The organism is Planctomycetia bacterium (genome assembly GCA_015075745.1).
Classification (GTDB): Bacteria; Planctomycetota; Phycisphaerae; order UBA1845; family UTPLA1; genus UTPLA1.
Genome location: JABTTW010000002.1, coordinates 178,509 through 205,156, shown reverse-complemented (window position 1 = coordinate 205,156; position 26,648 = coordinate 178,509). Strand labels below are relative to the sequence as shown.

The window sequence follows — 26,648 nt, the reverse complement described above, 5'->3', positions numbered from 1 at the left end:
CCCCGCGAGGACGCGCATTGTGTACAACCAAAACCCTCAGCCCCCGGCCCCGCTGTGTCACCTTCCCGAACCGTTTTTCAAAGACTTACAAACGAACTTTCCCGAAACTTTCCGCGCCCCTTCGGGCATACACCGGTTGTGTTTCACCATGCGCGTTTTCACCAAAAACCACCCAAAATCCGAACCGCCCCAACACATGCCCGCCGCGCGACTTACAAGCGTCCGCCCAAACTTTTTTCGCCTATTGTCACCTTGCAAAACATCGAATTGCCGCGCCCCATTCAGAGCCCCGACTGTCAGGGAGGGGTCACGTATCGATTGCCCCCGCGCGACCCTGCCGCCGCGCACAATTTCGACGTTTCGACTTTTCGATTTTTCGACGTTTCCGCCAAAAACCACCCAAAACCCGAACCGCCCCAACACATGCCCGCCACAAGAGTTGCAAACGAAAAAAATCGCGTGTGTCACTATATGTCACCTTCGATTTTGCACGACTTGCGCGCGATCGGCGCGCTTGTTTTCACCCTCGACGCCTTGGCCCCTCGATCCCTTGGCCCCATTTTTTTCGCCTATTGTCACCTTGGGTTCTGCGGAGTTTTGTTTGCAATTGGGAGCAACCGGCGTGCGCGGAACCGCCCGGGCTGAAGTCCGGGGCTCTTCGAAGTCCGGGGCTCTTCGGAAGAATGGAAAGGGTCGACGGCTCTCAGGCCGGGCGGTTATGCGTCCCGTCGCACCAGGGTTTGTTGCCGCTGCGATGGCACTGGCAGACGGCCTTGGTTCCCGCTTCAGTGATTTCCACAACGATGGGTGTGATGCCGGTATGGAGTCGCGCGTGGGACCCGTCGCAGTAGGGAAGCTTGTCGCTGTGGCCGCACTGGCAGTAGGCCTTCTTGCCGGGCACTTCCTCCACAATGATCGGCTTCGTGCCGTGCTTTGCTTCCGTCATTACGGTTTCTCCGAGGCCCCGACGGATGAGATCGATTCATGCCGCGATTGGGCGGCGGAAAAGCCCGCCGGACTAAATGGGATCGCGTCCTTAACGGGACGAAGGCGGCGATTCAGATCGCGCCTCGGCCGGCGGTTCGATCCGAACGGCCAGGTCGGTGTCGTCCTCTACATCGGGCTGATCGACGAAGGGCGCTCTATCTATGGCGCTGATGTCCGGAGGCTCGCGCGTGGCCGAGTCGGAACGCTTGGCGTCGTGATCGTACCAGACGAGGCCCTTGCTGATGCGGCCGTCGCTCTCCATGAGAGTGCCGGGCGGGGTGACGACGGCACTGATCGGCCAGCCGATGGTGTTGAGGAACATACGAGCCGGGCTGTAGCCGAGGCCGAGGTAATCGACCCAGGTGACGACGAACTGATTGTCGGGCTCACTCTCATTGCCGCTGGCCGGCGGGTGTTCGCGATTGCCCTTGTCCTCGAAGGGATCCTCCCACCAGAGCGGCCAATGGGTGACCGAGCCATTGGCATAGCGGACGTCGGAGCCTTCCCAATTGCGCCGGGTCGGACCGCCGAACTCAGGCGAGCCCTTGTAGCCTTCGGTCGTCGGCGTGGTCATGTCGCCATCGATCAGGGCGCTGGAGTCCGACCAGGGATTGTTCAACTGGGCACAGCCCGCGGAGATGCTGATCGCAAGGACGCAGGCCGCGACGAAACTAAACTTCGACAATGTGATCGACCGCATAATTGGGAGCTTCCTCGGTAATGTACAAGTTGTGCGGGTGGGATTCAGTCATCCCGGCTCCGCTCACCCTGACGAACTTCGCATCGCGGCGAAGGTCATCAATCGTCGCCGCACCACAATAACCCATTCCGGCTCGGAGACCACCGACGAGCTGGTAGGTCATCTCGGCCAGCCGTCCGCGATAGGGTACACGACCCTCGACGCCCTCGGGGACCAGCTTGTCCCGGGTATCGCCCGCCTTCTGACTGTATCGGTCAGCGCTGCCGGAAACCATCGCCCCCAGCGAGCCCATGCCGCGATATTCCTTGAAACGGCGTCCTTTCCAGTAGATCACGGTGCCGGGGCTTTCTTCCAGCCCGGCAAAAAGGGAGCCCATCATGACGCTGGCGGCCCCGGCGGCGATGGCCTTGGCGATGTCGCCGGAGAAGCGCACGCCGCCGTCGGCGATGACGGGAATGCCCGCATCCTCGGCGACGGAGACGACGTTGAAGATGGCGGTGATCTGGGGGACGCCGACGCCGGAGACGATGCGCGTGGTGCAGATCGAGCCGGGTCCGATGCCGACCTTGACGGCGTCGACGCCTGCGTCGATCAACTCGCGCGCCGCCTCGGCGGTGGCGATGTTTCCGGCGATCAGGTCGATATCGTGCCGCTTGCGAATCGCGCGGATCGTGTCGATGACGTTCTGGCTGTGGCCGTGAGCGCTGTCGACGCTGATGACGTCGACGTCGTTTTGAATCAGGGCCTCGACGCGATCGAGGTCGTTGACGCCGACGGCGGCGCCGACGCGAAGCCGGCCATGCAGGTCGCGGCAGCTATTGGGGAACTCGCGGTTCTTATCGATGTCCTTGATGGTGATGAGGCCGACGAGCTTGTAGGACTGGTCGACGAGCAGCAGCTTCTCGACCTTGTGTTTCTGTAGGATGCGGTCGGCGTCGTCGAGCGAGGTGCCGGGCGGGGCGGTGACGAGGTTTTCTCGAGTCATCACCTGCTCAACCCGCTGCGCGGCCTGGGCGGAGCGATTTCCGGAACGGTTCGAAACGCCGGTCGCCGACGTATGGTGATCCATGAACTTCATGTCGCGACGCGTCAGGATGCCGACGAGCTTGCCGTCTTCCAGCGTGATCGGAACGCCGGAAACATTGTGCAGGCGCATCAACTCGGCGGCACGCTCAACGGTATCAGAGGGTCGAAGCGTGACCGGGTCCATGATGACGCCGTGGGCGCTGCGCTTGACCTTGTCGACCTCGCGGCACTGGGCCTCGATCGAGAGATTCTTATGAATGATGCCGATGCCGCCTTCTTGTGCCAGGGCGATGGCGAGGCCGGCCTCGGTGACGGTGTCCATCGGGGCGGAGACGAGCGGGATGTTCAGGGCGATGTTGCGGGTCAGACGGGTCCGGACGTCGGCGTCTTTTGGCACGACGGTGCTGCGCGCGGGCAGGAGGAGAACGTCGTCGAAGGTGATTGCGTCCCCGATGATTTTTTGATGCATGACCACGTCCCTGGTCGGGGGGAGTTTATCCGCAGGATGGGCCGCTCGCAAGCGAAGGGCAGCGGGCGTGCCTGATTGGGGTCATTCGGCGGGCTGGGAACTGGGCGCAGCCGGGACGATCTGCGGAAACTCGGCGGCGATCCGCTGCCAGATGGCGCTGTCGGGATAGCGCTCGCGCAGGGATTGGAAGAATCGACCAAGCTCGGGGCGGCCCGATTGGAGTTCGACGAGTCGACGAATCGCGGATACTGCGGCTGCTTCGTCGTTTCGCGAGAAGGCTTGTTCAGCCATAAGGGCTTGTGGCCTGGGCGAGGCCGGGTCGAGCTCTTCCGCGCGAGAAGCGAACTGTGCCTGGCGGTCGGGATTGGGAGAATCGGAACTCGCGGTCATGGCGGCGAGTTGCAGGTAGTAGTCGCTGAGTTGCAGGTCGATCGGCGGGCTGTTGGGTTGCCGGACGTATTCGAGCTGACTCCTCGCATCGGATTCTTTGTTTGCCGCGAGGAGGATGACGGCGCGCGTCTGGGCGAGAACGGGGTCGGGAATCAGCGCGCCGAGCTCGATCGGCCCGTAGGCGGCCTCGAAGGCGCTGTAGAGGTCGGCGAGATTCTTATCAACGTCGGCGAGCGGGTCGCGGATGAGTCGAAATCGAACGGCGTCGTGAATGGAAGCGCCGAGACCGGCGAAGAGCCGAGGCAGGCCGGCCTTGTAGAGCTCGGTCGCGAGGGCGTTTAGTTCCATCGCGCGAGGAAAGTCGTCATTCACGGCGGCGACCATGGCGGCGATTCGGAAGGACTCGGGAGAGAGCTTGTCTTTCCATTTTGACGGGGGCGCTTCGGCATCCTCTTGCGCGATGGCGAGCAGACCGGCGAGGCGCGCTTCAAAATCGGGCGCGGCCATCGCCTCGCGGAGCATGCGATGAAAAGCGGGCTCGACCTCGCCGCCGCGCAGCAGCGAACGCAGCCAGTGGAGGCGGTCCTCGGTAGTGGCGGACCGGATGATCCACAGGGCCTCGACCCGGTCGATGGAGAACGGTTCGTCGGCGCGGCTCTGCTCCAGTGCGGCGATAAAGTTCTGCTTGCACTCGGCCTCGCTTCGCAGGTCGCCGCGGCGCGCGTATGCTCGGGCCCGGTTGAGGGCCAGGTCCGCCCTGAGGCGAGACGACTTGAGAAACCGGGGAGCAATGCGATCGAGCGAATTGAGAATGCTGACGGCGGCATGGCTGATGTCCATGTCGGCGTTGGTCGGGGGTTGATCCTGGGAGGCGATGATGCGGTCGAAGAGGAGGGATCGTGCCCAGACGGAAAGCGTCATCGCCTGGGCGCGCTGAAACGGATCGAGGGCGTGGGTCGCGGCGAAGTCGGCGGCAATGACGGCGGATTCGGGATCGTCGGCTTCGAGGCTTTGCTGGGCGTCGAACCGGGCACGGGCCGCCCACCAGTCTTCGGCGCCGCGATGGCCGAGGACGATCGCGGAGATGCACACGGCTATACCGAAGAGCCGAACCGTGCCGAGTGCGACGGGCTTGTCATCTTTATCGGGAGAATTGTTGACGCGATCCTGCCGGCGAACGGCGGCCCAGAGGCAGGCCCAGACGGTGATGAAGATCACATTGGCGCCGGGCTCGCGGATGGCAGGTGTGCCGCAGGCCTCGGCGATCATGGCGACGAGGGCGCCGGCGAGCCCGACGACGAACCAGCGTTGAGCGCTGTTGCCGGTCTGATCGCGCCGATTGTCGAAGTATCGCGCGGCGCGATAGAGCGGGATGCCGAGGGCAATGAGAAAGGCCAGCGTGCCGACGATGCCGAGGTCGGCGAGCAATTCGAGAAACTCATTGTGGGCGTGGGCGGGCCAGCTCGATTCGTCGAAGCGCATGACCCCGGGGTCGTCGAGCTGGTCATCACGCCCCAATTGACCGGCCAGCAGCGCATAAGCGCCGTCGCCATTGCCGGCGATCGGCTTACTCATGAAGAGGCGAAGGGCATAGGGCCATTCGTAGTCGAGCCGGGCGCGGATCGAATGGGCGCGACCGGCGGTTGAGCCGTCGACGCGAAGCTGCTGTACGTAGAGCGTGGCGGCGATGGCGACGACGCACATGACGAGGAACGCGGGAATGCGGCGCTTTGCGGGCAGGGCGATGATGATGCAGGCGCCGATGCCCGTAGCGAGGCCGACGGCGGCGGAGCGGGAGCGCGTTAATGCGAGCACGATGACGAGAAGGATCAAACACGCGACAAGAGCGATTGTGCCGAGCGCCTTCTTCGCGGGCTTGGCGGGTCTGTTCGTGTCCGGGCTTGAATGATTGCGAATGCGGCTTAGCGCCAGGCCGCCGGTGACGAATACGCCGGGCAGGAGACACGCCGCCATCCAGAGCTCATTGCCGAGGGGATATTGCAGGCGCGCGCCGGGCTGATGCGGCCAGACGCGCAAGAAGTGGTAGGCGAGTCCCAGCGCGGCGGTTGCGGTGAGGGCCGTGACGAAGGCGACGGCGAGAGCGCGGGTTTGCCGTGGCGAGAGGATGGTCGCGATCGGCCACCACCATGAGAAGAGGAGCAGGCGGACGATCATCTGTCCCTGACAAAACGCGGGGGCATGCGAGAAGATGGAACTGAGCGCGCTGACGACGAGCAGGATGAGCCACCAAAAGACGGGGCTGGCGGCGCGGCTGCGTCCATCGAGCAGATCGTCGATGGAATAGCGCGAGCGAACCGAGCCGAGGGCAAGGCTCAGTCCGGCGATGATGGAGAGCCCCGCCGCGCCGGCGTAGAAGACGAGGTTGCGCACTTCGACGCCGCGCTGCGTGCCGTATTCGCCAAAGAGGCCGAGGGCGGAGACGATCGGCCGCAGGAGGGACGTGTCTTTCTCATGAAGCTCCGAAAATCTGCCCGGACAATTCAGGAGGCAGGCGCCGGCAAGGACGATGGCCGCGGTGACGACGATGGCCATGCCGGATCGGCGTGCCGCGTCGGATGCACTGCCGTCGAAATCAGGCGAGGTGTCGGAGTGCATGTGAGAGACTTTCGCAGGTGAGGATTTCGATGCCGCGCGGGGCCCTGGCGGCGACGTCCTTTGAGCCGGTGGGTTGAATGAAGCGGCTGAAACCGACGCGCGCGGCCTCGGTGATACGCTGGCGCTGATGGTGGACGGGGCGAAGCTCCGCGCCGAGGCCCAGTTCGCCGCAGACGACGGTTCCGGCGGGCAGGGCGCGGCCGGTCATCGCGCCGTGAGCGGCGAGGGCGATGGCGAGATCTGCCGCGGGCTCATGCACGCGAACGCCTCCGACGACGTTGACGAAGACGTCCTGATCACCGAGGACGCACTCGGCGTGCTTCTCCAGCACCGCGAGGATCATCGAGACGCGGCCCGAATCGACGCCGGTGGCCTTACGCTTGGCCGCGCCGAAGACGGATTGGGCGCAGAGGGCCTGGACTTCGACGAGCAGGGTGCGGCTGCCCTCACATGCCGCGAGGATGACACTGCCGGGACGGGACTCCTGCTTGTCGCGAAGGAACAGCTTGGACGGGTCCTCAACAGGCACGAGGCCGGCGTCGGTCATTTCGAAGATGCCCAGTTCATCGGTGGAACCGAAGCGATTCTTCACCGTTCGGATGAGGCGGTGCGAATGGAAGCGATCGCCCTCGAAGTAGGCGACGCAGTCGACCAGGTGCTCCAAGAGCATGGGCCCGGCGATGCTGCCTTCCTTGGTGACGTGGCCGACGAGGATCAGGGCGAAGTTCATCTGCTTGGCCAGCCAGACGAGTCGCGCGGCGGCGTCGCGTAGCTGGGTCACAGAACCGGGCGGGGCGGTCATGTCGGGGCGATAGACCATCTGGATGGAGTCTACTACGACGACCTCGGGCCGCTGGTTGTGGAGAAGATTGGAAATGATGTCCAGATTCGACTGGGCGGCCGCCAGCATGGGCGAATTGTCGCCGCCGAGCCGGGCAGCACGCAGGCGAAGCTGGCCGAGCGACTCCTCGCTGCTGACATAGACCGTCTTGCGACCGGCGGTGGCGAGAAGGTGACCCACCTGTAGGAGCAGGGTCGATTTGCCGATGCCGGGGTCGCCGCCGATGAGGATCGCCGAGCCGGGGACAATGCCGCCGCCGAGCACGCGATCGAACTCGCTGATGCCGGTGACGATTCGGCGCGTCGCGTCGGGCTGAACTTTGGAGAGCGGCAGGAGGATGTCGTCGGGGCCGTCGGACGTCTGCGCCGCCGCGACCGGGGGACGATGCTTGTCGGCCGCGACATCCCGCACCACCTGCTCGACGAGGCTGTTCCACTCGCCGCAGTCGGGGCACTTGCCCATCCATTGGGCATGGATACGTCCGCAGGATTCGCAGATGAATTGAGTATGCTTTCGCGCCACGGACGGCATCTTAGCGGCCGTCGTCCTCGCACGCGATGAGACTCCCGTTATCATGGCAGTTCATCGAACTTAACCACTGGAGCGCGGATGGCTGTCAATCAATCCCCCATGTATCAGAAGGCCGAGGAGCGGTATCGCTCGGCGTCCTCGCCCGCGGAGAAGGTGGCGGCGCTGGAGGAGATGCTCCGCCTCGTCCCCAAGCACAAGGCCAGCGAGAAGCTCCAGGCCGCGCTCAAGCAGAAGCTCAAGAATGCCCGGGAAGAGTCGCAGAAAAGCTCCGCGGCCAAGCACGGCGGCGGGCATCACGACTTGTTCCAGGTTCCCAAGCAGGGGGCGGGGCAGGTTGCGCTTCTCGGCGAGGCGAATACGGGCAAGAGCAGCATCGTCGGGGCGCTCACCTCGGCGAAGGTGGAGATCGCCGATTTCCCGTTCAGCACCCACGCGGCCACGCCGGGCATGGCCCATCACGAGGACGTGCCGATCCAGCTCATCGACATGCCGCCGCTGATGGACGGCCACGCCCAGCCGGGGATGATCGGCGCGTATCGGTCGGCCGACTGCATTCTGCTGGTGATCGATCTTTCGGCGATCGACCTGATCGATCAATTCCAGCGGCCGCTGGCGTGGCTGGCCGAGCACCGCATAAAGCCGCAATCGACGGCGGACCTCGTCTTTGAAGAAGACGAAGAGGCGGCGCTGCCCAAGCGGCTCATCGTCGCGGCGAACAAGTCGGACACGCCCGGCGCGGCTGACAATCTGGAGGGGCTGAAGGAACTGGTCGGCACCGATCTGACGATCGTTCCCGTGTCGGGTAAGTCGGGCGACGGCCTGGGCGAGATGCTCGGTTCGATCTTCGGGTTGCTCAACGTGGTGCGCGTCTATGCGAAGAAGCCGGGCAAGCCGGTGGACAAGGAAGCGCCGTTCATCCTGCCGATCGGTGCGACGGTTCACGACATGGCCCACCTGATCCACCGCGACCTCGCGGAGAAGCTGAAGAGTGCCCGAATCTGGGGCGGCACGGTACACGACGGGCAGCAGGTGCACGCGACGCATGTGCTGACGGATCGGAATGTGGTGGAGCTGCATTTTCCATAAGCCCACTCCGAACGCCGATTGCAGCTTTTTGGCGAATTTGCGGAGTGGCTCCAATGGACGCAACGGTTGGGCATCGCGTCAACAGGAATTGGACGGATGAAAATACACAGAGGCTTATGGTGGACGCCAAACGTACCCGATCAGCCCATCGCTGGATCGCTAATAGTTGACCAAGTCGAAGGCATAACGCTCGATCTCGACTGCATCACCTCATCCGAAAAGGCGGAATCACTTACTGATGTCGTATCCATGAGGCACAGTACCGATGTAAAGCCGAATCTAATCGTCCATGGCAGATCTCAAGAGGGCGTAGCATTTACGCTCTACAATGGTTTTGTACGACATGCTGGAGATCGCTCATCAGGGCTCTCAAACGCATTGATCTACTTCAATCGTGGTATTGAAGGTTGGGCATTCGAAGATCCTACTTCCGTGAACGTCGCAAAGATTCATTCTCGATTTCACGGCCTTGTGGCGTGGATGGATCACAATCCATTTAAGATTGAATACCGCAGCCGACTGCGAGATACATTCATTACACATAAACTACCAAAGGCGATTAGAGTACAGATTGATCCAGACCGACTACTTACTCTGAGTTGGGATCGCCAAGGACCAACAAAGTCGATAATCCAGACCGAGGTAAACGTTCACTCGACACCCGCAATTGGGATTGAATACTCATCACCCAGAAGTCTTGATAACGCAATCGACGATTTAGGCATTTGCGGAGATTTGCTGACTCTACTGCTCGGTGCTCCAACTGTCGGGTACGATTCTGAGTTCTTCAGCTCACAAGCAATAAGAGCCATCGGAAAGAGGAGGTACCCCGCGCGACTGCGACCAATCGGCGCAAGGTTTCAACTGAAAGACAAGCTAGCAGACTGGATGCCCGATGACGTATTGCTTCCACTTCCCCAACTCCGTTCCGCTTTGGATCAGGTGTTTTCAAAATGGTTTGAACTGCACAAACGCTGTTGGGCAGCGATCAATCCTTACTTCGCGAGTCTGCGTACGCCAGGGCCATTTGTAAACGACCGGTTCTTCGCGCTCGCGAGCTCAGCCGAGTCGCTACACCGATCCTTAAGACCACGTAGGCCACCGATTCCACGTGCCGAATGGAACAGAATTCGCGAAGCAGTTTTGGCGTCTGTTGAGAGTCATCGCCGAGAATATGTCTGTTCGCGATTGAACTTTGAAAAAGACCTGAACTACAGAGACAGGCTCAAGGAGCTCATCTCTCGATTTCCAACTCTTCACGCAGAAGTCATCGGCGATTCAGACTTGCAGGAAGAATTTTGCGATCGAGTTACAAGTCTCCGAAATATCGAGGCGCACAAATTCGATCGAAAAAAGTCTTCTACAAGCGGGCCGGCGATTGAGAAACTAACCGCTAAACTCAGAGTGATCATTGACTCTTGGCTGCTAGCTGAGTGTGGAATTCCTGGAGAAACCATTGAAGCGTCGTTCCGAGGCAATCGCCGATACTGGTACTATGCGGATAACAAGACTTGGCCTTGGAACAAGTGACGAATATGGTTCTATTCTTTCGGAACCTCTTCGCTGACAGTCTGCTCTGCAGAGTCACTCCGCAAATTTGGATAAAACCTGTGATCGGGAATCCAAGGTCGTCGCGTGATTCATATCATACGTTGAGCGATTGTAGGTAACATCAATTCCTCAGGCGCGGACAGGGAGCAAGGATCATCCTTTGAGATGCCTGCTCAAAAATCCATTCTACGCTCATGTTCTGCTGGGTTCGGCCCGATGGCGGCCGGCCGAGTGACATACCGGTTGCGCGGCCTGATTTTCACCAAAAAACCGCCGGATTTTCGCGCTGCCCCAACACGTGCCCGCCACAAGAGTTGGCACAATTCTCGCGAGGCTTGTGTCACCTTATGTCACCTTCGAATTCTGCATCAAGAAAGCCCAGAATCGGCCCGCGCGCAGGCGCCGGCGGGTCGCCGTATTGGCCTCGCGGCGGACTCCGGTCAGGTTGCCTCGGGCTTCGATTCGGCAGGGCGTCGGAAAAAAAATCTCAGTCATTTTCAGCGTTATGACTTGTCAGCGTATCAGCCGAAGGTCGAGAGCCAGCTTGAAAATGATCAGCCCGGCGATGATTTGCGACGAGAGGACGACCCAGACGGCGTGCGGAAATCGGAGATAGCGGCGATAGGCGAATGTCAGCCGGATGCCGAAGGCAATGACCGCTGCCGCGCCTGCGAGGACGAGAAAGGTCACTGGATGGATGATCGTGGAAATGACGACATTCAGCCCAAAGCCGGCCGCGCTCGACAGCAGGGCGATGAAGAACATGATCAGGCCGATCCACCAGATGAGGTCGGCGCTGTAGACGACGGCCCGGACGAAGTGGATGCGGGCGATCTTCACGCGACGGCGCGAGATCTCGAAGACGCAGAGCGCCAGGAGAGTGGCGATCGGCCAGGCGATGATCATGATGGAGGGAGCGGCATAATCGAGCATCACGCGGGCAGGGTCTCCCTCGCCTTTGATGATGCTGACGATCGTGATCGGGTAGAGCCTGTCGAGGTATGCTTCGAGGCCGCCGTATAAATCAAGGAAGTCCTTGTATTCGGACGCAGTCTGAGGGTTGGTCAGGTAGGCCCGCTCCCACTGGCGTGCCCTCATATGTTGACTCATTCGCTCGGTGATCACGCCGCCCAAAAGAGCGACCCAGATGAGGATCGCGGGCACGAGCATCCACGCCGCAAAACGCATCAGACGCCGGGGGCGACAGGGCTGCGCCGGGTGCAGCGACTTCCAGAACTTCCACGGTCGCAGTCCGCCGATGATCGTCTTGACGAACGACCAGTAGGGCCGCTCGGCGTGGTGTTCAAACAGGTAAGGGTGAAGTCGCCGATCGATCTCCAGAAGCTCGGCCCAGATGAAGGTGTACCCGCACTCCGGGCAGCGCGGCGCGGAGAGGCCGCGCAGGTTGTATTCACAGAGCGGGCAGTGAATCTCCTCCTGGATCGCGTCCCAATTCGGCGGCGCGGGGTTGGGATCGGTGGACTCCGGCGCTTCCATGACGGCCTCGCTCATCGACGCTTCCTGCCTAATTCGCTCATGAGACCGCCGAATCGTCGATTGACGCCCGGCAATTGCAATCCTGAACGCTTTTCGCCCGACCGCTACAATGACGCACTATGCATACGAATTCTACCACCAAGCCCCGCACCGTCGCTGAACTCAAGGCCTCCGGTTGGAAGTCCCGCTCGGTCAAGCAGGAACTCCACGACAATCTGCTCAAACTCCTCAGCGCTCACGAGGATATCTTCCCGGGCATCATCGGGTACGAGGACACGGTCATCCCCGAAGTGTGTCTCGCCATCCTGGCGCGCCATGACATGCTCTTTCTCGGCGAGAAGGGGCAGGCGAAGAGCCGCATGATGCGCGGGCTGGTTCGGCTGCTCGATCCGGAGATTCCATTCATCGCCGGAAGCGAGCTTCACGACGACCCGCTCCACCCGATCAGCCAGTATGGAAAGCGATTGATCGCCGCCGAGGGCGACGCGACGCCGATCGAGTGGTGGCCGCGCGAGCATCGCTACGCCGAGCGGCTGGCGCCCGGGACGAAGTTCGCGGATGTCATCGGCGAGATCGACCCGGCGAAACTGGCGATGGGGACGAGCATGTCGGCGGAGGATGCGCTGCACTTCGGGCTGATTCCCCGGATGAACCGCGGCATCTTCGCGATGAACGAGGTCCCGGAGCTGGACGAACTGGTGCAGGTGGGGCTGTTCAACATTCTCGAAGAGCGCGACGTGCAGATCCGGGGATTCCCGATTCGATTTGATCTGGACATCGTGATTCTCTTTTCCGCCAACCCGGCGACGTACAACCGCAGCGGGAAGGTGATCCCCCAGCTTAAGGACCGCATCGGTTCGCTGATTCGCACGCACTATCCGCACGAGCGGGAAACCGGCATCGCGATCATGGAGCAGGAGGCGGGCGTTGAGCTTGAGGGGCCATTCCCGGTTCGTGTGCCGCTGTTCATGAAGGAAGTCGTCGAGCAGATCAGCATTGCGGCGAGGAAGAGCGACTTCATCGATGCGCAGTCCGGCGTCAGCGCGCGGTTTTCGATCGCCAACTATCGCACGCTGATCGCCAGCGCCCGCCGCCGGGCGGCGGTTCTCGGCGAGGCGCACGCGGTGCCGCGCATCAGCGACCTGAGCCACCTGGCCAGCAGCTCGATGGGCAAGCTGGAACTCGACATGATGAGCAGTCATCAGATGAGCGAGCAGCAGGTCATCGAGGCGGTGATGGTCGAGGCGATCAAGACGGTCTTCGACGAGTATTGCGACGAGCACGGATTCGAAGAGATCGCTGGCATCTTCGGCAAGGGGGTCAGCATCGAGGTGGGCGACATGCTGCCGTCATCGGACTATGCCGAGCGATTGAAGCGCGTGCCGCCGGCGTGGGAGAAGGCCTTTGAGATGAACCCATCTGCGGACCCGGAGATGCGGGCGAGCTGCGTGGAGTTTGTCCTTGCGGGACTGTACGCGCATCAAAAGATCTCGCGTTCGACCAAGCGCGGGCGGATAGCGTATCAGCTCTGACGGCGCGTCAATGACGCGGATCTGTGACGAGGCCGTTTAGAAGTTCGTGGACGGCGCGGTGGCCTTCGATGGATTGGCGCACGACGAGCTTGGGGCCGACGGCTTTGATGGAGGCATCGCCGCCTGCGGTGTCCCATGTCTTTGGTTCGATGGTCGTGCGAATCGCGTGCACAAGCTGGGCGACTCTTCGCGATGTGAGCGTTTCCTCTATTTCCAGAATGATGTCGGTCGTCTCGCGCTCGCGCGGGCTTTTGGTGCGATCCTTCAGGGCGGGGCGGCGAGACTCGTGGGCCCACCGGCGCGGTTGCCGGTGCCATGGCGGGGCGAAGACGTGGTAGTGCTGCTTCCAAAGTGCGGCGACGGACTCCTGGAGTTCGCGCTGCTCGCGGTCGGACAGCTTTCGATCGAGCAGGGATGAGATGTCGTAAACGCGCACGTCCACGTCGCGCGCGAGGTCTGCCTTTGACGAGATCACGACGATGCCGTCGCGGATGGCGAAGTCGGTTTCGTGGCCGTCACGATCGGCCTGGGCGAGGGCCTGCGTCAGCGCCGCGGAGATGGTCGTGTCGCCGAGCTTCATGGTGATGAGGCTGTCGCTGAACACGCCGATGCGATTGAGCGCGGGCCAGCGGACGGAGAGGCTGAGATCAGCGAGGCCGGCGAGATGGTCGAGGAGCCGGCCCAGCGGCATCTTGTTGAACTCGACGGGGTCGATGGTATGGGAAAGCGAGGCCCTTGCGGCGGCTGACGCGGCGTCTTCCTGCCAGGAGACGGGGATCTTGTCGGATGCGGCGGCAGGAATGCTCGCGACGGCAAGCACAGCGATGACGACAATCGAGCGGCGAATGCTCAACATGACATTTCCCTCCCAGTTTCAGGCCGCATGCGGGGCGCGGCCAATAGCGGCGAACTGAAGTGTGATCCCCCTGTGGACGGAAGGATGGCCGTCCGCCGCGTGTATGTCTTTATTATACCGAAAGAGGGGGCGGGAAATGAAGGATGCAGGCGGGCCTTGGGAAAAAAGGTTGGCCCGGCAGCCAAGGTTTTGGGCCTCAGCAGCCGGGCCAGAGGGTGGAGTGGGAGTCGGTTGCTCGCGGCGGATGGTCTCCATTACCAAGCGGCCGCGAGGTTGGTTAGTCTGTTCAGTTCAGGCCGGGCACTCCGGTGCAGGTGGACGCCGGTCCTATTAGAAGAACGCATTCGTTGGAAAACAGTTCCATCTGAATCAAGAATTTTTGCAGGGCCACCGCCTTGGCGGGATCGAGGGTCTTTAAGGCCTCCAGTGCCGAGGCGACTTGCGGCAAGCCGGCGAAGCGGGAGCTCAGCGCGGTCTGGATTGACACAAACTTGTCCGCGTCGTCGTCCTCCGACATGCCTTCCATGATCTTGTCGAAAATGGTCTTTGGCTCGGGGTAAACCCGAACTTCATAGTTGGTGCCCAACTCAGCCTTGCTCGCCGCGAACTTGATGGCGTCGGCCATGCCGCCGAGTCGATCGACGAGGCCTATCTCGAGGGCCTGCTTACCGGTGTATACGCGACCGCCGGCGAGGGGTTCCAGATCGCCCTTGATCTTTTTGCCACGGCCTTCGATGACGCGACCCTTGAAATCTTCATAGATGCGATTCATCCAGCCCTGAACCATGTCGCGCTCTTCATCGGTGAACCGCCGATTGGTGTTCATGATGTCGGCGTGCTCGCCGCGCTTGAATTCGTGACTGGTGATGCCGACCCAGTCCCAGAGGCCCTTGGTGACGATCTTGCCGCCGACGACGCCGATCGAGCCGGTGATGGTTGAGGGCTCGGCAAAGATGACATCGGCGAGGGCAGAGACGTAATAGCCGCCGCTGCCGGCCACATTACCCATGGATACGATGAACGGGCGGTCGGAATCCTTAAAGCGCTTGGTCGCTTCACAGATGATGTCACTGGCGATGGCGGAACCACCAGGGGAATCCACGCGGAGGACGAGTGCCTTCACGCTGTCATCGGCGGCGGCCTTGGCAATGGCGCGGCGAACGGTGGACGATCCGGCGTTGGAGGTGCCGCCGAAGAGGCCGGACTCGGTCTCGCCCTGTGTGATCATGCTCTCAACATGAACGATCGCCACGGCGGGCTTTTCGGAGTGCTTTTTGCCTTTCATCATGTCGGAGAAGACGGAGAAGAATGCGAAGGGGTTTGAAAAGTCGAGCTTGGGGCCCTTCTCCTTGCCGTAATTGCGGGCGATCTTCAGTTCGGGACCATAGCGTTTCTTGACTGAGGCGATGAAGTCCTCGCGATAGGCGAGCTTGTCGACCAACTTGGCCTCGAGGGCCTCCTTGGGAGACATGGCGCCCTTGTCCATCAGGGCAATTACTCTTTCGGGGGAGAGCTTTCGGCTCTTGGCGATGTTGTCCACCAACTGCTCGAAGATGCCGTCGAGCAGGCGATTGAGCTGCTCCTCGGCGGGCTTGCTGGGGCCTGTGCGATAGAAGGGCTCGCCGGCGGACTTGTAATCGCCGCAATGGAGGATGTCGGCCTCGACCTTGATATTGTCGAGCAGGTTCTTGTAGTAGGAGGATTCGCCGTAAATGCCGCGGACGTCCACGTCGCCGCTTGGAAGGAGCCACAGTTCACTCGCCGCCGATCCGAGGACGAGCTTGCCGGGCGTGAGGGTCTCGCAATAGATGAGGACGTCCTTTTCGGTGGCCTTGAGAGCTTCGAATTGGGCGCGGAGCTCCTGAATCTGAGCCATGCCGAGCACGGCCTCTTCCACGTCGAAGATGACCGCCTGGACGTTTTTGTCGGTGCGGGCCTCGCGGAGGCGCTCGAGGAGGTCGAACATGTTCATGGGCGCGGCCTCGCCGAAGATCTCGCCGAGATTCATCTGGGCCGGGGCCTCAGTCAGGGGACCCTTGATCTTGAAGACGGCGACGGTGTTCTCCGCCAGGGCGGCGCTTGGGAGCGCGAGGACGGTGCAGATCAACAAGCTTGGTGTCAGAATTGGTCTTGAGCGATTTAACATTCGACTTTTCCACCTGTCTGCCCGGTAGGGGATTCCGGGCAAGTCACAAATTATTTCCCACCGGCCTTGCGGTGAACCACTCATTCTCCGCAGGCCCGGGAAGGGTTAACGCAATCCGCTTGAGGTCCTCACTCCCGCTGAGCCGCATTCTGAATCAGGAATCAGGGCTGGCGGCGAATTCCCCACGAGATCGCCCGAGGAATCGGGAATTGGAAAAAAACTTGATATCGAGAGCGTCAGGCCAAGCGCCTGTGCCATAATCAGTTGGCATGGCACTGGAAGGGGCGGAAAAAGGGAGGCCTAATCCAACCCTTCGCGCCGGGGTGGTCGATCGTCCGCGCGTTTAGGCGGACTCGGGGGACCGGGGGGGCCGGGCGGACCGGGCGGGCCCTGCGCTCCGCCGAAGCCCTTGATAGAGGGCATATCTTCCGGTTTCTCTTTCGGGTGGCATGCGAAGACCTCAACGCGGACAATCTCCTCGAAGGGGATCGTCACGACGAAGGCGCCGACACGATAAAGGTCGTCCACCGGCGCACACTCGAATGTCAGGGCGGCGGTGCTGCGCGAGGGGATCAGTTCCTTCAATTCGTACGAGAAACCGTCTCGGAGGTAGATAATCGTGCGGGATTCAAGCTCTTCGTAGAACTTGCGGTAGGTCTTGTTTTCCTCGGCCTTCTCGGGGTCCACAGTGGGATTGTTAAGAAGGGCGCAGCGCCTCTTGGCTTCGTCCACGCGGTCACGATAGGAGGCGTCAAACCACCACTCGAAGTTGAAGATCATCTCGCCGGTCCGTGTTTGGGTAGCAATCGGTCAAACGGGGCAATGTAGAGCAAATCGGGGCGAGCTGTCAAAGTGCGCCGGGAAAAAGGCGGTATGTCCCTTAACGCCCGGAGTTTGGTAGACTTCATCTTTGTGATGGGCGGTTATGACATGGAAGCAGGGAAAATGACGGAGGCGGTGAAGCGGCTCGCCGGCGGGTTGGGCTTCGAGCAATGCGGCATCGCCCCCGCCGGCGCCATTCCTCGCGGCAAGTACCTGACCCGGTGGCTGGCGGAGGGTCGCGCCGGTCGAATGGGGTATCTGCACCGTCACCTCAATTCGCGGGTGGACCTGACGACGTGGCTGCCCTGGGCCCGGAGTGTCATTGTTGTTGCACAGAGCTATCGCCAGGCTCCGCCGGCTGTGGCGGATGACGCCGCGCGGGGCCGGGTGGCGATGTATGCGTGGGGGGAGGATTATCACGCGATACTGAAGGAGAAGCTGTCGCATCTCGTCGATCAATTGCACGACGAGATTCCGACGCCGTTTGAATCGAAGATCTGCGTCGATACGTCGGCGATCACCGAGCGCGAGCTTGCGGCAATGGCGGGGATCGGCTGGATCGGAAAGAACACGCTGGTCTTGAATCAGCGGCTCGGGTCGTGGTTTGTGCTGGGTGTCGTGATCACGAGCCTTCCGCTGGCGGCGGATGCGCCGGTCGCGGATCACTGCGGGTCGTGCACGCGCTGTCTCGACGCCTGCCCGACGGAGGCGTTTCCGCGTGCGTATGAGATGGATGCGCGGCGGTGCATTTCTTATCTGACGATCGAGCATCGTGTCGAGATTGATCCGGAACTAGCCGCCAAGATGGGCGACTGGGTGTTTGGTTGTGATGTTTGTCAGGAGGTTTGCCCGTTCAATCGAGATGTTGCGCCATCACGGGAAGAGCGGCTTTTGGCGAAGTCGGTCGACGCGGCGCTTCCAGCGCTGGACGATATCGCGGCATGGGACAAGGAGCGACATCAAGAAGCGACGGCGGGCCGGGCGGTTTCCCGCGTTTCGCTGAAGATGTGGAAGCGCAATGCGGAGCTCGCGCGGTCTCATCTGACGGGCGATGGTTAGGCGATCAGTTTGCGCGCGGTGTCGGCGATGTCCTTCGCGGAGAGGCCGGCATAGGCCATGATGGCGTCGGTTGTCCTGGTGCTCTTGGGGAGGCGGCGGCAGGTCATCGCCTCGACGCGGATGTCACCCCGACGGGCGGCTGCTTCGGCCACTGCGCCGGCGAGGCCGCCGATGTAGTTGTCTTCGACGCACAGGATGCGAGAGTTCGTCTGGGCTGCGGCGGCGAAGATCGGCTCGATGTTGAGCGGCAGACAGTAGGCGTCGATGAGGGAACACTTAATGCCGGCGGATGCGAGGAGTTCGACGGCCTTTTTGCATTCGTGAACCATGTAGCCGGCGGAAACGATGGTGATGGCGTCACCGGCGGCGAGCTGGTGAGAGCCGCCGATCTTGAACTGCGTATCCGGGGCGTAGAGCAGCGGGACGTCGGGCCGGTGCGTTCGCATGTAGCACATGCCGGGCTGGGCCGCCATCAGCCAGACGCAGTGGTAGGCCGAGACGGCGTCGGAAGGGTGCAATGATATGCAAACGGGATTGCCTCGGCCGTCGTCGGTCTGGCTTGCAGATCTGAAATAAGCGACGTCGTGCAGGCTCATCTGACTGGGGCCGTCAGCGCCGAGTGAGATGCCAGCGTGCGAGCCGGTGATCTTGATGTTGGCACGCGTGATCTGGGCGAGCTCTATCTGGTCGTAGGCTCTTGAGACGAACTTGGCGAAGGTGCTTACGAATGGGATGAAACCCCCGGCGGCCATGCCGACGGCCGTGGAGATCATGTTCTGCTCGGCGATTTTGCACTCGACGAAGCGTTCGGGATGCTTGTCGAAGAAAACCTCGGAGAAAGTGGAATTACGGACGTCTCCGTCCAGGGCGACGATTCTGGGTTCCGCCTCGGCCACGGCAAGCAGTGCCGCGCCATAGGCACGGCGCGTGGCGATGCTGTTCTTGGCGACAGCGCCATCCATGCCTGCGGCTTTCATGGCGGCGTGGAAATCGGTCGGCTTCAGGGCGATTTCGGGAAGCGGTTTGCCGGCATCGGGCTTGCTGATTTTCGGCGGCTGAGCGTCGGCGACCGTGATCTCCAGTTTGCCGGTCATGGCGTCGATCAGGGCCAAGGCGGCGTCCAGTTCCTTCGCGGGGACGGGCTTGCCGTGGTTGGATATGTCCTTGAGGGACTCGCATCCCCAGCCCTTTTGTGTTTTGGCGATGATGGCGAGGGGTTTTTCGCGTTTGAGGGTGAGTGCGCTTCGGACCGCGTCGGGGTCGTGTCCGTCAATGGTGATGGTCTGCCACCCGAAGGCGGCGGACTTTGCGGCGAGCGCTTCGGGGGACTGCCGTTTGGAGACATAGTCGGCCTGACCATGGCCGTTGCAGTTGAATATGACCGTGACCTCGCGCTGATCACGATCGGCGATGAGGTCCATGGCCTCCCAAATCTGTCCCTCGCGCGATTCGCCGTCGCCGACGAGCACGTAGACTCGCCGGTCGTACTTTCGCAGCCGGGATGCGGCCACGAGACCGGCGGCGACGCTGAGGCCCTGGCCAAGGGAGCCGGTGGCGGCATCGAAGAATGGGAACCCTTCCGCAGGATTGGGGTGGCCATCGAGAAGGCTGCCGGCCTCGCGAAGGCCAGCCAGATCGGCCATGGTCAGCGGCCGGGCTGAGGCCTTGTCTTTGCCGACCGCTCCGCCGAGATCGGCGTAAGCGGCGTAAATGACCGGTACGGCGTGGCCTTCAGAGAGCACCAGTCGATCGGCCGCCAGGTTCCAGGGGTCTGCAGGGTCCCAGCGCATGACGTCGTACATGAGCGTGACGACGAGATGGAGCAAAGACATCGCACTGGAGGGATGTCCGGAGCCTGCGTGGGTCGTCATCTTGACGATTTCCCTTGCCAGACTGATGGCTTTTGCGTGTGCGAAATCCCTGAATGCCATTGCGATTCCCTCCGTCGTATTCCAAAATCAGGCTGACCTCATCGGCCGCGGGGACGATCCTTGAGCTCCGCGCAGGTATGGTAGCCTAGCGAATGAATCTTGCTCCGCAATTCACCAGACCGACACCGCCGCCGGATTGAGAATCGAGCGTTGGCAGGCGGCGGTCCGATATTATAATGGCTTCGCCGGTGCGAAGAGAATGGTGCGCATGCGACCGTTCGCCAGCTTACCCGCTTGGGGAGAATCTGTGGACTACTTTGAGATAACGGGCGGCAGTCGGCTTCGAGGGACCGTGCAGATCAATGGCTCGAAGAATGCCGCATTGCCGATCATGGCTGCTTCGATCCTGACCGAGGGGGAGACGATCCTCAAGGGCGTACCCCGATTGGAGGACGTGAAGCATCTGTCGGTCATCCTCGAAAAACTCGGGGTGAATGTTTCCCGGGATGAGAACGGCGATATCCATCTAACCGTCGAAGACGAGATGAACTGCCACGCCGAATACGAGTTCGTCCGGAAGATGCGGGCGAGCGTTTGCGTGATGGGCCCACTGCTGGCCAAGCGACGGCATTGCCAAGTGAGCCTGCCGGGAGGGTGCAACATCGGCGATCGGCCGATCGACATGCACATCCAGGGATTGGAGCAATTGGGGGCTGAGAGCGAGTTGATCAGCGGCGACATCCATCTTCGTGCGAAGCGACTTAAGGGGGGCGTTGTGTTTCTGGGCGGCCCCTTCGGGTCCACGGTGCTGGGGACGGCCAATGTATTGATGGCCGCGGCGCTTGCGGAGGGAACGACGGTCATTGAGTGCGCCGCCTGCGAGCCGGAGGTCGTCGATCTGGCGAACTATCTGAACGCCTGTGGGGCTCACATCAGCGGGCACGGGACGCCGCGCATTACGATTGAAGGGGTGAAGGAGCTTCGGGGATGTACGCATACGGTGATACCGGATCGGATCGAGGCGGGAACGTTCATGATGGCGGCGGCCATCACCAACGGCGATCTCAAGCTGACGAATTGCCGGCTCGATCATTTGCTGGCGCTGGTGGATCGGCTCAAGGCGATCGGCGTCATCGTCGAGCGCAGCGGGGACACGGTTCAGGTATCTTCCGCGCGGCGATTGGAACCGGTGAGCGTCACGACGCAGCCCTATCCGGGCTTTCCCACCGACTTACAGGCCCAGATCATGACGCTGCTGTGTCTCGCAGATGGAAACAGCATCATTACGGAGAAGATTTTTCCCGATCGATTTGTCCACGTGGCGGAACTGGGCCGCATGGGGGCGAGGCTGCGCAAGGAAGGTCCGACGGTGATCATCGAGGGCGTTAAGAGCCTGGTCGGTGCGCCGGTCATGGCCAGCGACCTGCGGGCATCGGCGGCGCTGGTGCTGGCGGGGCTGGTGGCGAAGGGTAAGACGCGCGTTTCGCGTGTTTATCACATAGACCGAGGCTACGAGCGCATCGAACAACGGCTCAATGATGTCGGCGCCAACATCAAGCGAATGCCAGAACAATGAACTGCGTCCAATGCGACTATCTTCTGTGGGACCTGCCGCAATCCCGATGTCCGGAGTGCGGGCTCGGCTACGAGGTGACGGACTATTCCTTCTCGCACAGCGCGGTGCATTTTGTCTGTAATTATTGCGGGCAATCCTACCTGGGGACGGACAAGCAGGGGCTTCCTCAGCCGAGGAAGTTTGAGTGTGTTTGCTGTCATCAGCCCTTGGACGCGGCGCACATGATCGTTCGGCCCATTGCGGACGACGCCATCGGTGAGCCGCGACATGCGGGAACGCCGTGGCAGTTTCGACATCGTCAGGGTTTCTTCAGGGGCTATGTCGATGGGATTGCGCGACTGGCGCTTTCGCCGGATGAGTATTTTCGACTGGCCTCGGGTGCGCGAGAGGACGGGGCGATGATATTCAGCGTCATGAGCGCCTATGTTTCGGCGGCGCTTTTCGTCGCGGCGCTTTATCTGTTTCGGAATTCGGGGCTCGCGGCATGGCTGCCGAATCCGACGAGGCTGGTTACGTTTCCGGGGATCATTTATTTCATCTGCGCCGTGCCGTTTCTGCATCTGGCGTGGACCTATCTTTACGGGCTGCTGATTCAGACGGTGCTGTGGGGACTGGGCCTGCCCAAGTGCGAGTTCGACGCGTCATTGCGCGCGGTAGCGCTGGGTAGCGCGGTGCTGCCGGCGGTGCTGCTGTTTCCGCCGGTGGGGTTGATCTGGTACCTGCTGGTGGTTCGCAGCGGGCTTGAACACCTGCATGCAACGACGAGCGCCAAGGCACTTGCCGCGGCCGCGGTACCTATGCTCCTGGCAGCCAATACCGGCCTACTTGTGCTGGTACTCTATTGGGTGGCCTGAGCCGGTCCAATTCCCGTTACATCGATGCCAGCCGGATCGCCAAGTCACAGACCCGGTTGGAAAAGCCCCACTCGTTGTCGTACCAACTCATCAGCTTGAGCAGCTTTCCCTTGCCCTTTGGGGTTGTCATGGTGCGGGTGCTGTCGAAAATCGAACTGTACGGATTGCCGATGATATCGCTGCTGACCAGGGGCTCATCGGAATATTGCAGGATTCCTTTGTATTTGGGTTCGGCCGCCGCCTTCTTGAAGAGGCTGTTGACCGCGTCGACTTCGACTTCCTTCTCGAGGGCGACGGTGAGATCAACGCAACTACCGTTCATGACCGGCACGCGAAAGGCGAACCCGTCGAGCTGAATGGACTTCTTCGGGACGACGAGGCCGATGGCCTTGGCGGCGCCGGTCGTGCTGGGAATGATGTTCATCGCAGCGGCCCGGGCGCGAAGGAGGTCGTCGCCGTGAACCTGATCGAGAATGCGCTGGTCGTTGGTGTAGGCATGGACGGTGGTCATCATTCCGGTGATGTTATCGCCGAACATCTGCGGATTGTCGGCGAGCACTTTGACCAGCGGCGCCAGGCAGTTGGTCGTGCAACTTCCGTTGCTGACAAAGGTGTGCTCCGGCTTGAGGCGCTCATCGTTGACGCCGAGCACGACGGTTGCATCAATGGTGTCCTTCGCGGGCGCTGAAAGAATGACTTTCCTGGCGCCGGCGGTGATGTGGTCGTCGTAGCCGGCTTTGCCCTTGGCGGCGTCCCGACGGCTCGTGAAAACGCCGGTGGACTCAATAACGACCACGGCACCGAGTTCCCGCCACGGGAGCTTGGACGGATCTTTTTCGGTGGTGAAGCGGATGCGATGGCCGTCGACGATGATTCCGGTTTCGTCGTGGCCGACTTCTCCCTTCCACTTTCCGTGGACAGTGTCGTACTTGAATAGGTGGGCGTGAGTGCGCGGCGTTGAACCGACATCATTGATTCCGACGATGTCAAATTCGCCTTTTCGCATGGACATTGCCCGTGCGACCATTCGCCCAATTCGCCCGAACCCGTTGATGCCGATTTTTACTGCCGCCATTGTTCAGAGACTCCTCATTCCACGGTGAAGGAAGCGTGGTGAAACACGCGATTCAAGTTAGACTGGTGGATGATAGTCGTCAAGAAGGGACGACGTCAGGGTCCGCGACGCTGACGGCGTGGTGCGGCGTTTCTCCCAGGAGAATCCTGGCCACGTCATCGGTCACGCTGTAGCGATCATCGGCCGCGTCCAGCGTAGCACCGGCCACGTGCGGCGTAAGCAGGCAGTTTGGCGCACGGCGCAAGGGGTGGTTTGCGGCGAGCGGTTCGATCTCGAAGACGTCAAGGCCGGCACCGGCCAGGAGGCCGCGTTTTAATGCCCTTGCCAGCTCAATTGTGTCGATGGCATTGCCGCGAGTCGTGTTAATGAGAATGGCTGAGGACTTAAGCCGGGCCATCCTACCGGCGTCGAGAAAGTGCCTCGTCTCCGCGTGGGGGGCAAGGTGGACCGACAGGATGTCCGAGGTGGTGAGTAGCTCGTCGAGGCTGACCGCGTCGACCGATGGCAGCGTGGGAGTGCGTCCCTGAGGATCGAAATAAATGGCGCGCGTACCAAAGGCTGCCTGACACATTCGGGCGAGATGTTCGGCGACCGGGTCCATGCCGAGGAGTCCGAGCACTTCATGGCCCATTTCCCGGCCGGCGGGGGCGCGAAGGGACTCGAAGCTGCCTTCGCGGATGAATCGATCAAGTTGCGGCAGTCGGCGGCGCAGCGACAAGATCATCGCCAGGGCGAATTGGGCCGTGGAGGTCACGGCGATGTGCGGGGCGTAAACGACGGCGATACTCTTTCGACGGGCGGCGCGGAGGTCGATGTGGTCGGTATTTGTGCTGGCGCGGGCGATGACCTTTAGTTTGGAAGCGGCCTCGATGATGCGCGCGGTAACGTGGGCCTTTGACCGAACGAGCAGGGCGTCGGCGTCCTGAATGACGGAAAGCAGACTTTGCGGCGAAGAGTCCTCAAGAACGACGACCTCACCGATTTGTCGAAGACGATCGACGGCCTGCGGCGCGTAGGGCTCCGCAATAACGATACGAAACGGCGCTCTTCCCCTCATGTCATTCCTCCTAATCGACATGCGGACAAGCGGCGTGCCCGCGGGGTATGCTCAGATGTGGTACATCATCAGCCGCAACGTTATGATATCGGAGCACCTTGTGAAGGCAAAGGAATTCTGAGATTCGACGAGAAAAACCGAGGTTTGAAAGGATTGCGCTCATGGAGGCGAGGCTGTTTCGATCTGCGTTGGGTTTGATTGGCTGCTTGCTATTGTCGCTGGCGATTTCGCCTGTGATTGCACAACAGGAAGCTGCTGAGCCGGCTGCGCAGTCGCGCGAGGATGCGGCCGTTGATGCGGCGCTCGCCAGCAGCGGTGACGCACGGCGGTCGGCGGCGCCTGCGTCGGACGATGCGAACGAGTCAATTGTATGTGAGCCATCCCAGGGCCGACCCATCTTCATCACTCCGGGCGAAACGTTTATTTTCGTGATGCGCCTTAACGCCAGCGTGACCGGGGACGTGACGTTTTTTCTGAGCCACGCCAAGGAGCCGGAAGTCCGGGCACCGCTGAAGCCAACGACGCCGCCTTCGTATTCCGACGACTATTGCACGCTGGTGCTCCTGGTGCCGCAGAGCACCGAGCCGGGTCTGTACAACATCGAAGTTCGGGCGAAGGGCGGAACGTTCTATTCGCGTCACAGCGTTCGGGTCGTAGACAGCTTCAAGAAGAAATTCCGCTTCGTTCACTTGTCGAGCATGAATATCGGCGATCTTACGGCTCCAGAATTCGACGACACGCTGCCTCCGGAAGTTAACCTGCTTGCTCCGGAGTTCATTGTCGCGACCGGCGACTACACGGAATGGGCCCGGGTCAAGGACGATGCCTCGAGCTGGAATCGGGTGCTGAGCTACCTGGAGAAGTTTGACGCGCCGGTTTATATGCTTTGCGGCGCGCACGACCACGAGGCCAGCTTTCCGCGCATGGTGGCGAACAAGCCGATCGGGGTGATCGATTATGGAAGTTACCATGGTCTCTTGCTGCTGGATCATCCCGGCAACCCGATCGAGCAGGACTACAACCAGATTCAATGGGTCGAGACGGATTTGAGGCGGAACCGCACCAAGACTTTCAATTTCATCTGCACCAACAGCGATGAACTGGGGCTTCTGGATGTGTGGCGCGAGACCGGGGACCTCGCCAAGTTCGTCAAAGACTACAAGGTGAGGCTGATTGTCGCCGGCGGGGCGACGGACTGGGACTTCAAGGAGTTCGCCTCGAAGCTCGCCGGGGTCGAGGGACTGGATTACGTCCGCACGCATGAGGCCAGCACATGCCTGCGGGATCGGGCGACAGGGATCAGTCACTATCGGGTGATCGAAGTGGACGGCGATCGGCTCGCTTATACCTATCCGGATGACGGGGCGGTTGAGAAGCTTCAGCATTCCATCGCGGCGGGGCGATTGCGGGCGTTCTACAAGGGAAAGAACGACGGGTCCACGGAAGAGTCGGTCGTGACGATACAGAATGCGCTTAATCAATCGTTTGCCGATGCGCGCGTATGGCTGCGCGTGGCGAAGCGCGGCAAGGCGGAGCCGAGCGTGGCAGGGGGCCGGCTTATTCGCGCGCTTGATGTGGGATCGTATTGGTCTTGTGAAGTGGCGGTGGATCTACCTGACAAGGGCGCGGTTCGCGTGGCGGCGGCGAGCGATGACCTCCAACTCCCGCCGGCGCTGCCCGTGGATGTGGCGCTGGAGGGCCCGAGCGATTGGCCGTTTGAATTGGTATCGACCGACTTCGGCCTCGCATACTTCAAGTCATCAGCGAGCCCGGTGCTGAAGCTGACGAATCGCTCCGACATCAAGCTGACGCTGTGGCCGGTGATTCGCGTCAACGGTCAGCACATTCACCCTGACGCCAAGGCGTGCCCGCGGCTTCCGATTACGCTGGAGCCGGGCAAGACGCTCGATCTGCCGCTGGCCCTTCAAGTTCGCAAGGTGAGTCCGGGGCCGCACAAGTTGCAGGTCTATTTCCTTGAGGACGAGCTTGCCCGCGCGACATATTTTGATGTCGTGTTGTCTCGTGGGGGCAAGGTCGCCGTCAGCGATGCAGAGTCGGCGAATTAACGGCTCGCTTGTCGCAGTTACCCGTCGGAGCAAGGATGCA

19 protein-coding genes are annotated in these 26,648 nt (G+C 61.4%); 7 read left to right on the top strand and 12 right to left on the bottom strand.

The features are described 5' to 3' along the window. Window positions 1-703: 703 nt before the first annotated feature. The 5 genes from HS101_14395 to radA all read right to left on the bottom strand — a co-directional run bounded on the left by HS101_14395 (window position 704) and on the right by radA (window position 7,551). Entirely contained in the window at window positions 704-946 is a 243-nt protein-coding gene (locus HS101_14395) for a CDGSH iron-sulfur domain-containing protein (GenBank protein MBE7507457.1), read from the bottom strand. Window positions 947-1,036: 90 nt separating this feature from the next. Continuing rightward, window positions 1,037-1,687, bottom strand: coding sequence for a hypothetical protein (locus tag HS101_14390; GenBank protein MBE7507456.1), 651 nt, complete (start codon window positions 1,685-1,687; stop codon window positions 1,037-1,039). After that, window positions 1,659-3,182 carry an IMP dehydrogenase gene (guaB, locus tag HS101_14385; protein ID MBE7507455.1) on the bottom strand — a complete coding sequence of 508 codons (1,524 nt, stop codon included), beginning with the start codon at window positions 3,180-3,182 and terminating at the stop codon, window positions 1,659-1,661. The genes HS101_14390 and guaB overlap by 29 nt, the downstream gene beginning before the upstream one ends. Window positions 3,183-3,263: 81 nt before the next feature. Continuing rightward, entirely contained in the window at window positions 3,264-6,188 is a 2,925-nt protein-coding gene (locus HS101_14380; GenBank protein MBE7507454.1) for an O-antigen ligase family protein, read from the bottom strand. Further along, on the bottom strand, window positions 6,166-7,551 hold the full coding sequence (radA, locus tag HS101_14375) for a DNA repair protein RadA (GenBank protein MBE7507453.1): 1,386 nt from the start codon (window positions 7,549-7,551) through the stop codon (window positions 6,166-6,168). The genes HS101_14380 and radA overlap by 23 nt, the downstream gene beginning before the upstream one ends. Window positions 7,552-7,638: 87 nt before the next feature. Between radA and HS101_14370 the strand changes: the two genes are divergently transcribed. Further along, on the top strand, window positions 7,639-8,646 hold the full coding sequence (locus tag HS101_14370; protein MBE7507452.1) for a 50S ribosome-binding GTPase: 1,008 nt from the start codon (window positions 7,639-7,641) through the stop codon (window positions 8,644-8,646). A gap of 96 nt (window positions 8,647-8,742) precedes the next feature. Further along, window positions 8,743-10,176, top strand: a complete 1,434-nt coding sequence (locus tag HS101_14365; GenBank protein MBE7507451.1) for a hypothetical protein — start codon at window positions 8,743-8,745, stop codon at window positions 10,174-10,176. A gap of 534 nt (window positions 10,177-10,710) precedes the next feature. Here HS101_14365 and HS101_14360 read toward each other — a convergent pair. Continuing rightward, window positions 10,711-11,709 (bottom strand): hypothetical protein, encoded by a 999-nt coding sequence (locus tag HS101_14360; protein ID MBE7507450.1) that lies wholly within the window; start codon window positions 11,707-11,709, stop codon window positions 10,711-10,713. 104 nt (window positions 11,710-11,813) lie between these two features. On the opposite strand from HS101_14360, the gene HS101_14355 reads away from it, so the two are divergent. Continuing rightward, window positions 11,814-13,226, top strand: a complete 1,413-nt coding sequence (locus HS101_14355) for a magnesium chelatase (protein MBE7507449.1) — start codon at window positions 11,814-11,816, stop codon at window positions 13,224-13,226. A gap of 7 nt (window positions 13,227-13,233) precedes the next feature. On the opposite strand, the gene HS101_14350 is transcribed toward HS101_14355, so the two are convergent. From HS101_14350 to HS101_14340, 3 genes are all read right to left on the bottom strand, one after another. Continuing rightward, window positions 13,234-14,082: a hypothetical protein gene (locus HS101_14350; GenBank protein MBE7507448.1), complete on the bottom strand. Its 849-nt coding sequence runs from the start codon at window positions 14,080-14,082 to the stop codon at window positions 13,234-13,236. A gap of 286 nt (window positions 14,083-14,368) precedes the next feature. Further along, window positions 14,369-16,192 carry a signal peptide peptidase SppA gene (sppA, locus tag HS101_14345; protein ID MBE7507447.1) on the bottom strand — a complete coding sequence of 608 codons (1,824 nt, stop codon included), beginning with the start codon at window positions 16,190-16,192 and terminating at the stop codon, window positions 14,369-14,371. Window positions 16,193-16,528: 336 nt separating this feature from the next. Further along, window positions 16,529-17,008 carry a hypothetical protein gene (locus tag HS101_14340; protein MBE7507446.1) on the bottom strand — a complete coding sequence of 160 codons (480 nt, stop codon included), beginning with the start codon at window positions 17,006-17,008 and terminating at the stop codon, window positions 16,529-16,531. 93 nt (window positions 17,009-17,101) lie between these two features. Here HS101_14340 and queG point away from each other — a divergent pair, with 93 nt between their 5' ends. Further along, a complete protein-coding gene (queG, locus tag HS101_14335) occupies window positions 17,102-18,109 on the top strand; it encodes a tRNA epoxyqueuosine(34) reductase QueG (GenBank protein ID MBE7507445.1) in 1,008 nt (335 codons plus the stop codon). Here queG and HS101_14330 read toward each other — a convergent pair. Further along, window positions 18,106-19,980, bottom strand: a complete 1,875-nt coding sequence (locus tag HS101_14330) for a transketolase (protein ID MBE7507444.1) — start codon at window positions 19,978-19,980, stop codon at window positions 18,106-18,108. The two genes, queG and HS101_14330, sit on opposite strands and share 4 nt — an antisense overlap. Window positions 19,981-20,287: 307 nt before the next feature. Here HS101_14330 and murA point away from each other — a divergent pair, with 307 nt between their 5' ends. Both murA and HS101_14320 read left to right on the top strand, forming a co-directional pair. Continuing rightward, window positions 20,288-21,556 (top strand): UDP-N-acetylglucosamine 1-carboxyvinyltransferase, encoded by a 1,269-nt coding sequence (gene murA / locus HS101_14325; GenBank protein ID MBE7507443.1) that lies wholly within the window; start codon window positions 20,288-20,290, stop codon window positions 21,554-21,556. Beyond that, window positions 21,553-22,410: a hypothetical protein gene (locus tag HS101_14320; GenBank protein ID MBE7507442.1), complete on the top strand. Its 858-nt coding sequence runs from the start codon at window positions 21,553-21,555 to the stop codon at window positions 22,408-22,410. The genes murA and HS101_14320 overlap by 4 nt, the downstream gene beginning before the upstream one ends. Window positions 22,411-22,426: 16 nt before the next feature. On the opposite strand, the gene gap is transcribed toward HS101_14320, so the two are convergent. Together gap and HS101_14310 are read right to left on the bottom strand one after the other, a co-directional pair. After that, window positions 22,427-23,485, bottom strand: coding sequence for a type I glyceraldehyde-3-phosphate dehydrogenase (gene gap, locus HS101_14315; GenBank protein MBE7507441.1), 1,059 nt, complete (start codon window positions 23,483-23,485; stop codon window positions 22,427-22,429). A gap of 79 nt (window positions 23,486-23,564) precedes the next feature. Further along, entirely contained in the window at window positions 23,565-24,542 is a 978-nt protein-coding gene (locus HS101_14310; GenBank protein MBE7507440.1) for a 3-phosphoglycerate dehydrogenase, read from the bottom strand. A 161-nt stretch (window positions 24,543-24,703) separates the two neighbouring features. Here HS101_14310 and HS101_14305 point away from each other — a divergent pair, with 161 nt between their 5' ends. Then, window positions 24,704-26,608: a hypothetical protein gene (locus HS101_14305; protein MBE7507439.1), complete on the top strand. Its 1,905-nt coding sequence runs from the start codon at window positions 24,704-24,706 to the stop codon at window positions 26,606-26,608. Window positions 26,609-26,648: the final 40 nt, after the last annotated feature.